The 12,899-nt window shown below is 72.1% G+C and carries 11 protein-coding genes and 1 pseudogene; 7 read left to right on the top strand and 5 right to left on the bottom strand.

Annotated elements, in window-relative coordinates; translation table 11 throughout:
* Positions 1–134: 134 nt before the first annotated feature.
* Positions 135–230: pseudogene (locus K7B10_RS41705) on the top strand (sulfite oxidase-like oxidoreductase); the annotation flags it as partial.
* Positions 231–660: 430 nt separating this feature from the next.
* Here the strand turns inward: K7B10_RS41705 and K7B10_RS35465 are convergent.
* Together K7B10_RS35465 and K7B10_RS35460 are read right to left on the bottom strand one after the other, a co-directional pair.
* Entirely contained in the window at positions 661–1,635 is a 975-nt protein-coding gene (locus K7B10_RS35465; protein ID WP_229343032.1) for an alpha/beta fold hydrolase, read from the bottom strand.
* Between the two features lie 100 nt (positions 1,636–1,735).
* Positions 1,736–3,187, bottom strand: coding sequence for an MFS transporter (locus K7B10_RS35460; RefSeq protein WP_229343031.1), 1,452 nt, complete (start codon positions 3,185–3,187; stop codon positions 1,736–1,738).
* Positions 3,188–3,326: 139 nt separating this feature from the next.
* Between K7B10_RS35460 and K7B10_RS35455 the strand changes: the two genes are divergently transcribed.
* Complete coding sequence (locus tag K7B10_RS35455; protein WP_229345674.1) at positions 3,327–4,148, top strand: helix-turn-helix transcriptional regulator; 822 nt, start codon at positions 3,327–3,329, stop codon at positions 4,146–4,148.
* A gap of 56 nt (positions 4,149–4,204) precedes the next feature.
* On the opposite strand, the gene K7B10_RS35450 is transcribed toward K7B10_RS35455, so the two are convergent.
* On the bottom strand, positions 4,205–4,591 hold the full coding sequence (locus K7B10_RS35450) for a hypothetical protein (RefSeq protein ID WP_229343029.1): 387 nt from the start codon (positions 4,589–4,591) through the stop codon (positions 4,205–4,207).
* 335 nt (positions 4,592–4,926) lie between these two features.
* Here K7B10_RS35450 and K7B10_RS35445 point away from each other — a divergent pair, with 335 nt between their 5' ends.
* Complete coding sequence (locus tag K7B10_RS35445; RefSeq protein ID WP_229343027.1) at positions 4,927–6,372, top strand: glyceraldehyde-3-phosphate dehydrogenase; 1,446 nt, start codon at positions 4,927–4,929, stop codon at positions 6,370–6,372.
* A 198-nt stretch (positions 6,373–6,570) separates the two neighbouring features.
* Positions 6,571–7,302 (top strand): DUF7873 family protein, encoded by a 732-nt coding sequence (locus K7B10_RS35440; protein ID WP_229343025.1) that lies wholly within the window; start codon positions 6,571–6,573, stop codon positions 7,300–7,302.
* A gap of 397 nt (positions 7,303–7,699) precedes the next feature.
* Here K7B10_RS35440 and K7B10_RS35435 read toward each other — a convergent pair whose 3' ends face one another.
* Together K7B10_RS35435 and K7B10_RS35430 are read right to left on the bottom strand one after the other, a co-directional pair.
* On the bottom strand, positions 7,700–8,503 hold the full coding sequence (locus K7B10_RS35435) for an NPP1 family protein (protein ID WP_372481576.1): 804 nt from the start codon (positions 8,501–8,503) through the stop codon (positions 7,700–7,702).
* A gap of 139 nt (positions 8,504–8,642) precedes the next feature.
* Positions 8,643–9,527, bottom strand: a complete 885-nt coding sequence (locus K7B10_RS35430; RefSeq protein WP_229343023.1) for a methylenetetrahydrofolate reductase — start codon at positions 9,525–9,527, stop codon at positions 8,643–8,645.
* A gap of 15 nt (positions 9,528–9,542) precedes the next feature.
* On the opposite strand from K7B10_RS35430, the gene K7B10_RS35425 reads away from it, so the two are divergent.
* From K7B10_RS35425 to K7B10_RS35415, 3 genes are read left to right on the top strand one after another with little or no spacing between them, the layout of a single operon-like run.
* Positions 9,543–10,574, top strand: coding sequence for an NsdA family TPR-like regulatory protein (locus tag K7B10_RS35425; protein ID WP_504967669.1), 1,032 nt, complete (start codon positions 9,543–9,545; stop codon positions 10,572–10,574).
* A gap of 48 nt (positions 10,575–10,622) precedes the next feature.
* Positions 10,623–11,372, top strand: coding sequence for a response regulator transcription factor (locus K7B10_RS35420; protein WP_308284664.1), 750 nt, complete (start codon positions 10,623–10,625; stop codon positions 11,370–11,372).
* On the top strand, positions 11,369–12,814 hold the full coding sequence (locus tag K7B10_RS35415; RefSeq protein WP_229343020.1) for a sensor histidine kinase: 1,446 nt from the start codon (positions 11,369–11,371) through the stop codon (positions 12,812–12,814). Before K7B10_RS35420 ends, K7B10_RS35415 begins: the two co-directional genes overlap by 4 nt.
* Positions 12,815–12,899 lie beyond the last annotated feature (85 nt).

Genomic DNA, 12,899 nt, shown 5'->3' with positions numbered 1-12,899 from the left:
CCCCCGGTCTCCATTCGCGGGCATTCGGCGCCCTTGCAAATTCCACGGACCACGAGTTCTCCGGCGCCGCCGCCCGGACCGTTCTGGAGCTCGCTCCCCCGGCCCCGCGGGTCACGCACGTCATGGCCCGGGCGGCCGACCGGCGCGGCTTCTGGGAGGAGCGCGGGTACCCCCACATCGCCGGCCCCTGGACGGAGCAGCGCCACGCCCAGCAGGAGGAGCAGCCGGACCGGTCGGGCACTGCGCCCCCGCGCGCGGCCGTGCGTGTCCCCGCCGCCCAGCGGATCGTTTGCCCGGGCATGACGACGACGCGCTCCACGCTCACCACCACGGCGCGACACCGGGCGGCCGCGGATGACGGCGGCCGCTCCCTGTACGTCCCCGGCGCACGGCAGCCGGCCCACGCGGCCGCGTCCGCCCCGCTGTTCGAGCAGCTCGCCCGGGAGTGGGCGGCGCGGGGGGCCACCGTGCCAGGGTGGCCGGATCCGGCCTGGCGGCGGCTGATCTCCTGGGAGCACTTCGAGCGGGAAACCGCGGCCACCGTCCGCGACCTGCACCTGCGCGGGCCGGAGCCCGTGCCCGTGCCGGTCCCCGCCACTCCGGCGAACCCGCCCCGGTGGCAGCGGGCCTGAGCGCCAGGAGGATCCGGCGGGCGGGCGGTCACCGGCCGGCGCGGATCCGCCCCGCGACCAGGCGGATGGCGCTGATCGTCAGGTCCGGGTCGTGCAGCTGTACGTAGTGGTCGCTTCCGGTGGCCAGCAGGTGCGGGGTCTGCTCCCCCAGCTCCACCAGGGCCTGCTGGACCGCGGGCCAGGCGCGCTCCAGCGGTGCGAGGAGCTCCTTCGGGCTCCCGGCCGGGGCCGCGAAGGGCTCCGTCTTGCTGAGTACGGCCATCGGCACCCTCGGCAGCGGCCCGGCCGCCCGCACCGCGCCGACCGCGCCGTCGATGTCGGCCTGCTCGAATCCCGGGTCGGCGTCGAAGGGCGTACCGGGAGCGTTGAGCAGTTTCACGTACGCGGGCCAGCGGGCACCGAAGTACGGCCGCATGTTCGTCCCGAACGCGTCGACGAAGACGAGGCCGGCCGTCTTCTGCGGATGCCGCTGCGCGTACAGCCGGGTGATCATTCCGCCGAAGGAGTGGCCGACGAGCAGGTACGGACCGGGGACTCGTCCCGCCGTCAGCACCCTGTCGAGGTCGGTGGCCATGGCGGCGAGGGAGCGCGTGCCGGTCTGCGGCGTACTGCGGGTGGTGAGCGCCGGCGGGTTCGCGTAGCGGATGGTCCCTGGCCGGTCGTACGTGCACACCCGGGCGAAGGCCGCGACGCCCGGGAACACCGCCGGCGACTTGGGGACGGGCGGGCGGGTGTCGGTGAGGCTCCAGGTGTCGGAGGAGTCGTGCAGCCCCGGCTCCAGGACGACCGTGGGGCTCCCGCTCCCCCTGCAGCTGAGCCAGATCCTGCGGCCGCCGCCCACGTCGACCTGGCGGGAGAAGTCCTGCGGGGCACGGCTCTGCCCGGGGGCGGGCACGGCCGGGGCGCCGCGCAGGGGCGAGGGGCCGCCGCACCCGGGCAGGGCCGCCAGTGCCGTCGCCACGAGGGCGGCGCCCAGGAGTGGAACCCGCTGTCGCACCGGCACTCTCCGCTCCCTCGCCCTCGCTCCCCCGCATCGCGCGTGCTCCGTGATCATCCGGTACGGGCGGCCCGGGCCGCGGGACCGCCGCACGGGCCGGTCCCGGTCAGGCCTTCCTCGTACGGCCGGCTCCGAGGCCGACGCCCACCAGGACCGCGGCCGCGACCACGATCGCCGCGTCGGCCACCAGGACCGTGCGGACCCCGCCGAACAGCGAGGTCTGCGTGGTGGCGAGGACGCCGAGCAGCGGGATCCCGATCGTCAGGCCGACCTGCTGCGTGGTGGTGACCAGGCCGGTCGCCAGCCCCTGCTCCGCGTCGGGCACGCCGCTCGTCACGGTGAGCCCGTACGAGATGATCGCGCCGAGGTGGAACATGCTGGCCACCGACACGGCGACGGTCGCCACCAGCGCGCCCGAGTGGGCGCCCACGGCGAGCAGCGCCGCGGTGAACAGCCCCTGGCCGAGCAGGGAGCCGGTCAGGGTGCGGCGGGCGCCGAACCGGCCGATGACCTTCGGTGCGAACGAGCCGGCGAAGGCCGAGGCGACGCCCTGGACGCCGAAGACCAGACCGGTCCGGAACGAGGACAGCCCCAGCGTCTCCTGCAGGTACAGGGTCAGGACGAAGATGACCGTCGACATCATCGAGAAGGTCACGAGACCGGCGAGGTTTCCCCAGGCGATCGTGCGCCGCTTGAGCATCGGCAGCGAGACCAGCGGGGCCGGGGTCTTCGACTCCACCACGGCGAAGGCGACGAGCAGCACCAGGCCGGCGAGCAAGGTGCCCCACACGTCCACGCCGCCGAAACCGCGCTGGGCGGCCGAGGACAGGGAGTAGATCAGCGCGAGCAGACCGCCGGTCACGGTGACGGCGCCGGGTACGTCCAGCCGCGGCCGGTCGGGTGTGCGCGACTCCGGCAGCAGGCCGGGGGCGAGGGCGAACACGATCACGGCGGTGACGGAGAGCAGCCCCATCGTGGAACGCCAGCCGAGGGTGTCGGTCATGACGCCGCCCAGCACCATGCCGATGGTGAAACCGAGGGAGAGCAGGGTGCCGGAGATGCCGACGGCCTTGTCGCGCAGCGGGCCCTCGGGGAACGTCGTGGTCAGCAAGGACATGCCGGTCGGCACGATGACGGCCGCGCCGAGGCCCTGGAGGGCCCGCCCGGCAAGGAAGGACGCCGGGTCCCAGGCCAGGGTGGCCAGCAGCGAGGCGGCGCCGAAGAGGGCGAGGCCGAGCAGGAACAGCTTCTTCCTCCCGTACAGATCGGCGATCCGGCCGAAGAGGAGGAGGAAGCCGCCGGAGGGGAGCGCGAAGGCGGTGACCGCCCACTGGAGGGCCGACCGGCTCAGGCCCAGGTCCTTGCCGAGCACCGGCAGGGCCACGTTCAGTACGGAGAAGTCGAGCGCCACCATGAACTGGGCGGCGCAGAGCACGAAGAGGACCAGCTTGGCCCGGCCGGTGAGCCCCTCGTTCCCGGGGGCTTCGGCCCGAAGGCGGTTGGTGCGGTCGGTCGTTGTGGGTGTCGGTGTCGTCGCTGTCTGAGAATCGATCGCCATGGACACACCATCGCGGGCCGGGAATGCCCGTGGAGAGTGGGAACTTATCCTGTTGGTGGCACCACCAGGCAGCCGACAGGGGGAGTGAGTGGCTACACCGATCGACAAGCACCGCCGTTCCGAGCTGCGCGAGTTCCTGATGAGCAGACGGGCGAGGGTCACACCGGTCGAGGCGGGCCTGCCCGACGGCGGGGCCCGCCGTCGCACCCCGGGGCTGCGCCGGGAGGAGGTCGCCGTGCTCGCGGGGGTCGGGGTGTCCTGGTACCAGTGGCTGGAACAAGGCCGCGACATCACGGTGTCCCCACAGGTCCTCGACTCGGTGGGGCGGGTCCTCAAGATGTCCAGCGCCGAGCGCCGGCACCTGTACGTACTGGCGGGGCTCAACCCGCCCGCGCTCGAAGTCGCCCCCGCCGACCGGGACATGTGCCAGGGGTTGAAGCGGCTGATCGACGCCTGGATGCCGTTCCCCGCGCACATCATGGACGTGTACTGGAACACCGTGCTCTACAACGACGCGGCCGCGCTCGTGCTCGGCATGCGCCCGGAGATCGTGCAGAACTGCCTCATCGCGTTCTTCACCGACCCGATCTACAAGGCCCGTTCGCCGCACTGGGCGGACATCGCCTGCAACGTGGTCGCCCAGTACCGGGCCGCGAGCTCGGAATGGCCCGAGGACGAGGGGTTCCGCGCGGTCATCGAGGAGGCGCGGGAGCTCAGCCCCGAGTTCGCCGCGCTGTGGGACCAGCGGGACGTCCAGCCCGGCGGCCAGCTCCGGAAGGAGATCGAGCACCCGGTCGTGGGGACGCTGTTCGTCGAGTCGACCCAGCTGCGCGTACCGGCCCGGCCCGACCTCTCGATCGTGCTGCACACCCCGCTGCCGGCCACCGACACGGCGGAGAAGCTGGAGTGGCTGACCTCGGCGGAGGGGCGCCGGGGAACCATGTACCCGATCGCGGGCTGACGCCGTACGCGCGTGCCCGGCCGGCCGTGCGGCCGGCCGGGCACCGCGGCGGCCGGCTACCGCTCGCCGGACGCCACGCGCGTGAGCTCCTCCTCCACTGCGCGCAGCTCTTCCCGCCGGTCCATGAGGATCAGCAGCTCCCGGTGGTTGGTCAGTGCGGTGACGAGGAGATCGCTCCAGCCTGGTTCCAGCGCGCACATGCGCCGCGCGGCGGCGACGGACTCGGCGCGCAGGGCCAGCGCGATCTCCGGTCGGTGGGCGAACTCGTAACGGCTGTACTTCCACAGTGCGGCGGACAGCAGGGGCAGGTAGGCCAGGGGGCTGACCCGGACCAGGACGCGGTAGGCGGCGACCCGCTCGCGGACGGACGGCTTCCCCGATCCGAGGAGGGCGACCCGGGCTCGGAGGACTGCGTCGTGATTGATGTTCGCCGAGTGATTCATGACGCTGATTCTCAAAGCCGCACAGGGGCCCGAACAAGGGCAATCCACTGTGCCCTCGGTCCTACGAAAACAGCCTCTGACCTGTCATGATTGGTACGTCTTCACCCCTGCGCCCCCCGGACGGCCCGTCGGCCTCCGCGACGGGATGCCGCCCTCTCGCTCCTCCCCCGCCCTCCTCTTCCGCCCTCCTTCGCGAGCGCGCGAGGCATTCGGAGGATCGCCCAAGAGCAAATCCAACAGATCACCACAAAAGACTGCCTCAGAGGTACCCCTTTGAGTGGCCAAAGTGGCATGGGGTTAGCATGTGAGCGCCGCCTAGCTCGAAAGATAAACCTGTGACTGTCAATGACGACTCGTTCACCAACTGGAAGAACCGCGAGGAGATCGCGGAGTCGATGATCCCGATCATCGGGAAGCTGCACCGCGAGCAGGACGTGACGATCCTGCTGCACAGCCGCTCCTTGGTGAACAAGTCGGTGGTCAGCATCCTGAAGACCCACCGATTCGCCCGTCAGATAGCCGGCGAGGAGCTCTCCGTCACGGAGACCCTGCCGTTCCTGCAGGCGCTCACCACGCTGGACCTGGGCCCCTCCCAGATCGACATCGGCATGCTCGCCGCCACCTACAAGGCCGACGACCGCGGCCTGTCCGTGGAGCGCTTCACCGCCGAGGCCGTCGCCGGCGCCACCGGTGCCAACAAGATCGAGCGCGGCGAGGGCCGCGACGTCGTCCTGTACGGCTTCGGCCGCATCGGCCGCCTCGTCGCCCGCCTGCTGATCGAGAAGGCCGGCTCCGGCAACGGGCTGCGCCTGCGCGCCGTCGTCGTCCGCGGGGGCGGCGAGGCCGACCTGGTCAAGCGCGCCTCGCTGCTGCGCCGGGACTCCATCCACGGGCAGTTCCAGGGCACGATCACGGTCGACGAGGCCAGCAGCACGATCATCGCCAACGGCAACGCGATCAAGGTGATCTACGCCAACGACCCGAGCGAGGTCGACTACACGGCGTACGGCATCAAGGACGCCATCCTCATCGACAACACCGGCAAGTGGCGCGACCGCGAGGGTCTCTCCAAGCACCTGCGCCCCGGTATCGACAAGGTCGTCCTGACCGCTCCGGGCAAGGGCGACGTCCCGAACATCGTGCACGGCGTCAACCACGACACGATCAAGCCGGACGAGCAGATCCTGTCCTGCGCCTCCTGCACCACCAACGCGATCGTCCCGCCGCTGAAGGCCATGGACGACGAGTACGGCGTGCTGCGCGGCCACGTGGAGACCGTCCACTCGTTCACCAACGACCAGAACCTGCTGGACAACTACCACAAGGCCGACCGCCGCGGCCGCTCCGCGCCGCTGAACATGGTCATCACCGAGACCGGTGCCGCCTCGGCCGTCGCCAAGGCGCTGCCGGACCTCAAGGCGCCGATCACCGGCAGCTCGATCCGCGTCCCCGTCCCGGACGTCTCGATCGCGATCCTGAGCCTGCGCCTCAGCCGTGAGACGACCCGCGAGGAAGTCCTCGACTACCTCCGCGACGTCTCGCTGAACTCCCCGCTGAAGCGCCAGATCGACTTCACCACCGCGCCCGACGCCGTGTCGATGGACTTCGTGGGCTCGCGCCACTCCTCGATCGTCGACGCCGGCGCCACCAAGGTCGACGGCGACAACGCGATCCTCTACCTCTGGTACGACAACGAGTTCGGCTACTCGTGCCAGGTCATCCGGGTCGTCCAGCACGTCTCCGGTGTCGAGTACCCGACGTACCCGTCCCCGGCGGTCTGATCCCGTCGCACCCCGGTTCCGCTCACGGCCCGTCCCACCGCCCCTTCCGGCGGCGGGGCGGGCCGTACGCGTGGGCGGGGCGCGGGCAGGGCGTGTGCGCGGGCGGGGCGTGTGCGCGGGCGGGGCGTGTGCGCGGGGCCGGCGCGCAGCGCCGAAACCCAGGTGTGCGGTGGCCTGTTGTGCTGTTACGTTCCTCGTGTGCCGAAGTTGAATCAGATCATCGCAGTGGAGAAGGGCGTCAAGTCCAAGTCTCTCCAGGAACTCACCCAAGCCCATCAGGACGTCCAGAAGCCCGCGTTGCTCGCCGGCATCTCCCGGACGTACCAGCCCAAGGACGAGGAGGGCGAGCAGCTGCCGCCCGAGTCCACGCGGGTGCAGGTCAAGGCGGAGGACGTGCTGCGCGCGACGGCGGGGACGCTGACGCGGCTGTTCGACGTGACGGCGACGAAGGACTGGGCGAACCGCACGGCGGCCGCGGACGTCGTCGTCGACGGAACGGTCCTGCTGCCGCAAGTGCCGGTCCCGTACTTGCTGTTCCTCGAGAAGCAGCTCACCGACCTGCACACGTTCGTACGCAAGCTGCCGGTGCTGGACGCGTCGGAGGCCTGGAACCTCGACCCGTCCACGGACGCGTGGAAGACCGACCCGGTCCGCACGATCCGCACCAAGAAGGTGCCCCGCAACCACGTGAAGGCCGAGGCCACGGAGAAGCACCCGGCCCAGGTCGAGGTGTACTACGAGGACGTCCCGGTCGGCTACTGGACGACGGTGAAGTTCTCCGGCGCACTGCCGGCCCGCCGGGTCAACGAGCTCCTCGACCGGGTCGAAAGGCTCCAGCAGGCGGTCAAGTTCGCCCGTGAGGAGGCCAACGGCGCCGAGGTAACCGACCAGCGGGTCGGGGACGCGGTGTTCGGCTACCTGTTCCGGTAGCCTCAAGATCGCCCCTTGTGCGAGCGAGGGGGTGCGCGCGAAGCGCAAAGCTGAAACTGATGTTGAAGCTGACCAAGGGGTGTCAGTTGGGGGTTCGAATCCCTCCCCCGGCACACGTGCCGGGGTGGCCCAAGCCGGAAGAGGCGGCCCCGTGAAACTCAGATTCTCGCTCCAGTCTCAGCATTCGCCGCCGAACGCCGGATCGACCGAGCGCGGACGATCATCGACGGATGGGGGTTCAAGTCCCCTCTGCGCCTCTCTCGTGGCGCGGTAGTTCAAAGGCAGAACACGTCGATCTCAGAATGATCCGCGACTCTTAAACGCCGCCGGTGTGCGCAATTGGGTGGCAAGCTGGAGCCCGGGAGCTGGATATGCTCCCGGGCTCCGTCACGTTCCGTCAGGCGTAGGGGTTGAAGGGGATCGGGGGTTTCGAGGCGTTCAGGGCGTCGTTGAAGCGGCCGTCGGAGATCTTGATCGTGGCCGAGCCGAAGTCGGCGTTCATGAGCTTGTCGCGCAGACCCGCCGGGTAGCCGTTCCAGCCGACGAGGCGCGGGTAGAACCAGTTGCCGGTGTGGTTCTCGGCAGGCTCGTCGTTGCCGTTGGCCAGACGGTAGAAGTGCGTCGAGACGCCGTCCTTGTGGTAGACGACCTTGGCGTGGGTCCCGTCGAACCGGACCTGCGACCGCGGGTACCACTTCCACCCGCTGTGCTGCGAAGTCGACACGTACTGGACCTCGTTGTCCTTGATCCAGACCACCACGTGCTCGAAGTCGTGCCGGTGCCCGATGGCCGCGGGGCCGAGCGTGGCCTGGTCCTTCTCGAAGTAGCCCGCGTACATGACGGCGCACCAGCCGTTGTTGCACTTCGCGCGGGAGTACGTGTTGGAGTTCTGCAGCTGTACGAGGTCCCGGCAGTGGCCGTTGACCGCTCCGCCCGGCTTGAGACCGGGGTTGAGCACCCCGCCGGCGCTGATCGCGGCAGTGGCGTAGCAGCCGTCCCCGTCGTAGTCGAAGGCGGGCGAGAAGGTCTGTTCGAGGCCGTCCGCGTTCTGCGGCAGGGCCGGTATCACGTCCGCGACGGCGACGGCCGGAAGGGCCATCACGAGTGCCGCGGCCCCGAGCCCCGCGGTCGTCGCGGCCCGGCGGAGTCCGGCCCGTCGCCGCCCGGGGCGGGAGCCCCGGGCCGCGGCCGCTTCGTTCATCGTCCTCGTCGGTGACAGCAGGCTGCGCACATCATCTCCTGACCTGTACATGTAGATCCGGGCACCGAGGCGAACGCTAGCCGGGCAGCGTTCAAGTCCGGGTCGAGTCAGGCGAATTCCAGATGTGCGGCCGGCCCGCTCAGCCGCCGGTACGGTCCAGCATCGCGCGGCGCCAGCGCTCCGTCTCGGCGATCTGGTTGAAGGTGAACAGGTGCAGGCCGGCCACCGCGGACTCGGGCGCGCCGAAGCCGGGAGCGGCGCGCCGCAGCAGCCGCTCCGGGGAGTAGCCACCGGGCGCCGCGAAGCGCAGGAACCACGAGGGGTGCCGGGTCAGGAACTTGGCCGACTCCCCCACGCCGATCTTCGTCGCCATCGACAGCAGCTTCGCGCGCTCGACCGGACCGGCGACACCGACGTGCACGGGCAGCGTGATCTGCCGGCCGCGCACCCGCACGAGCCACTGCCGCAGGGTCGCCGGGTCGAAGCACAGGTTGCTGACGATGTACGTCGCGTGCGGCTGCTTCTCGGACATCGCCCGGACGGCGACCTCGTCGGGGATGAGGGGATGGCTCTCCGGGTACCCGGTGATGCCGACGTGCGCGAACGGGCTGCCCAGCTCGCCGAGCCGGCGCAGTACGGGCAGGGCCGCGTCGTACGCCCCGGCCGGCGGGTCGGCGTCCCCGGCCGGTACGAAGACGTCCTCGATGCCGGCGGCGACCAGCCGGTCCACCACGTCCGTGAGGTGGCCGGCGTCGGTGATCTGCCGGGCCGGGAGGTGCGGGACGACCCGGTAGCCGTGCCCGGCCAGGCGGGTGGCGAGGTCCAGGGTCGGGCCGATGCCCTTGGCCGGCGAGGCGGTGACGGTCACCGGCACGTCGGCCGGGACGTGCGCCAGGACCTTGTCCTCGGTGGCCTTCGCCGGCAGGACCTCGTAGCGGACCCTGCGCAGGAGCTCCGCGAGACCGCCCCCGGTGACCGGGGCCTGCGCGGGGCGTTCGGGATACGGCGTGGGCCGGGCGGACATGCCGCTCCTCCTCGAGTGGCGGGTGGCGCCGCATCGGCGGCTTCTGGGCCACCATCATGCCGGGTGCGAAAACACCGCCGTTCGCCGCGTCCGGAAAGGGCGCAGGCTTGGACCATGGAACACATCACCGCGCTGACCGCGGAACTCCTCGAGACGGACCGTACGGCGGGGGCCCGGCGGGCCGCACCCGCGGCCCTGCGAGCCGTCGCGTCCGCCGAAGCCCGCGCAGCCGTCGGGCACGGGACGGCCGAGCGGTCCGCGCTGATGGAGCTCTTACAGGTCGCCGCCTGGATCCTCTTCGACGCCGAGCGGCACGGGATCTCGCGGCGGTTCAGCAGCCGCGCACTGGCCCTGGCCCGCACCCTCCCCGCGGGGGCCGCCTCCGTCGAGCCGCTCGTCCTGTCCGTGCTGTGCCTGCAGGAGGAGCACCTCGGGCGCCCCGCCGAATCGCTGCGCATCTCCTCGTCCGTGCTGGCCGGGCGGGACCTCCCGGTGCGGGTGGCCGCCATCTTCCACGTACGGGAGGCACGCGCCCGCGCCCGGCTCCGGCAGGACCGGCGCGCGCTGCGCTCCCTCGCCACGGCCCGGGACCTCCTCGCCGACGGGCCCGGCGAGCGCGATCCGTCCTGGACCTGGTGGTTCGACCGTTCGGAGCTCGACGGCCACCACGGACTCGCCCTCGCCGACCTGGGGGACCTGGACGGGGCCGCGGAGCTGCTCCACGAGGCGACGGCGGCGGGCGACGCACCCGCCTACCGGTCGCTGTTCTCCACCGAGCTGGCCCGTGTACTCGCCCGGGCCGGCGCCTGGCGCGAAACGGACGCCCGGCTGTCCGCCCTGGTCGACTCCGTCCCGGACATCGGCTCCGTCCGCGCCCTGAACGTCCTGGAGCGCACCACCCGCACCATCGGGCGCGGCCCGCGCGTCCCCCGCGCCCTGCGCGACACGAGCGGGCACCTCTCGGCGGCCCTCCGGAGGGAGACCGGCCCGGAGACCGGCCGGACCCACCCCCCGTACCCCGCCTTCCGGGCGGTACGGCGGCCGTGAGATGGTCGCCCCGGCCTCCGCGACGGGGCCGTGCGCGAGGAGGGCATTGTGACCGGCATCGGCAGTGCGTCGGGCAGTACGTCCGGCGGTACGTCCACCGGACGGGTACTGGTGGCGGACGACGACGCCGCCATCCGCCGCTCCCTGGAGCGCGGGCTGCGGCTGAGCGGCTTCACCGTACTGCTCGCCGAGGACGGGCCCGCCGCGCTCGCACAGCTCGCCGACCGGACCCCGGACGTCCTCGTGCTGGACGTCTCGATGCCCGGCCTGACCGGCACCGAGGTCTGCCGCAGCCTGCGCGCACGCGGTGACGAGACTCCCGTCCTGATGCTGTCGGCCCTGGACGAGGTGGCGGACCGGATCGCCGGACTTCAGGCCGGAGCCGACGACTACCTGGTCAAGCCCTTCGCCCTGGAGGAGCTGGTCCTGCGCCTGCACGCCCTGCTGCGGCGCCGCCCGACGCCCGAGCCCGCCTCCGACGTCCTGCGCGCCGGCCCGCTCGTGATCGACGAGGCCCGCCGCCAGGTGCATCACGAGCAGGCCGAACTCCACCTCACCCGGCGTGAGTTCGAGCTCCTCCTGCAGCTGGCGCGCAACGCGGGGATCGTCCTCACCCGGGACCAGCTGCTGGACCGGGTGTGGGGCTACGACTTCGAGGTCCGCAGCGACGCCGTCGACACCTTCGTCAGCTATCTGCGCCGCAAGCTGGAGGAGGGCGGCCGCCCGCGCCTGATCCACACCGTGCGCGGCGTCGGCTTCGTGCTGCGCGTCCCCGGGGCCCGGGAGGGCGGATCGTGAAACTCGCCACCCGCATCGCCCTCTCGGTGACGGTGGTGGTGCCCCTGTTGGTGCTCGCCGCGGGACTGCTGGTGCTGGGGCTGGTCAGCCGCGATCTGCACCAGCAGCAGGACACCCGGCTCCAGGACCGGGCCTCCGCCGTCCTCCCGGACGTCAAGACCCTGCTCACGGCGGACCGCAACGGGAAGCCGAAGGTGGAGCAGAACCAGCACCGCAAGGTGCTCGGCGACGTCCTCGACGCCGGCATCCGCGTCCGTACGGCGGACGGATCCGTCGTCCTGGAGGGCGGCCCGCAGCCCGCCGACCCGGTACGGCTGCCGGAGCGGACCGCGGACGGGCCGGTCACCGTCCGGGCCAAGGGCCGCGCCTGGCGGGTGCTGACCGTCCCGGTGGCGGGTCCCGCCCCGGGCACGCTCTGGCTGTTCACCCCGGCCTCGGCCGCCGACCCGCAGGTCGTCGCCGTACGCCGCCGGGTCCTGCTCGTGGCCCTGCTGGCCGCGCCGGTCTCCGGGCTGCTCGCGTACGGGCTGGCCGGCCGCGCCACCGCCTCCGTACGAAGGCTGAGCCGCCGGGCCGCCGCACTCGACCCGGGCGCGGGCGCGGCCGCCTTCGCCAGCGCGCCCGCGAACATCGCCGAGGTGGACGAACTGTCCTGCGCCATAGGCCAGTTGCTTTCCCGGTACGAGGAGCAGGCGGCCCGCACGGCGCAGGCGCTGGACACCGCGCGCTCGTTCTCCTCCGCAGCCTCGCACGAGCTGCGCACCCCGCTGATGAGCATGCGGACCGACCTGGACGTCCTGGCCGCCCATCCCGACCTCTCCCCCGCCGAACGGGCCGAGATCGTAAGGGACCTGCAGCGCGACCACGCCCGGCTGCTGGACGTGCTCACGGCCCTGAGGATGCTCGCCCGGGGCGATCTGGTGGAGGTGTCCGCCTTCGCCCCGCTCGACCTGTCCGAGCTGGTGGACACCGTGGCCGGGGAGACCGCCCGCCGCCATCCCGAGGCACGGCTGGTCGTGGAACTCCCGTCGGAGCTAAGGGTGTTCGGCTGGGATGCCGGGCTGACCATCCTGCTCGCCAACCTGCTGGGCAATGCGGTGGTGCACGGCCGGCGGCCCGACGAGCCGCCCAGGATCGCGGTAGGGCTGCACGCGGAGGGCGGGTACGCGGTGCTCACCGTGGACGACGCGGGGCCGGGCATCCCGCCCGGCGAGCGGGAGGCCGTCTTCCGGCGCTTCCACCACCGCCCCGGCAGCCCCGGCTCCGGGCTCGGGCTGACGCTGGTCGCCCAGCAGGCCGCGCTGCACCGGGGCTCCGTCGTGATCGGGACGCCGCCCGGCGGCACGGGCACCCGCTTCGAAGTGCGCCTGCCCCTGTCGGCGACGGACGCCCCGACCCTGCGGCTGCCGAAGCGGCGCGACTGGATCTCGCGGGGCGACTGAGGGCTCCGGCCGGCGGCCCGGGCGGACTCACAAAGATTCCACAAAGACACCCCCTACCGTCCTGACCGGTCGGCCGCCCGTGAGC

It is taken from the genome of Streptomyces flavotricini (assembly GCF_020639365.1).
Classification (GTDB): domain Bacteria; phylum Actinomycetota; class Actinomycetes; order Streptomycetales; family Streptomycetaceae; genus Streptomyces; species Streptomyces flavotricini.
Note: the sequence above shows the minus strand (reverse complement) of the source record. Positions and strands in the feature narration are given on the sequence as shown.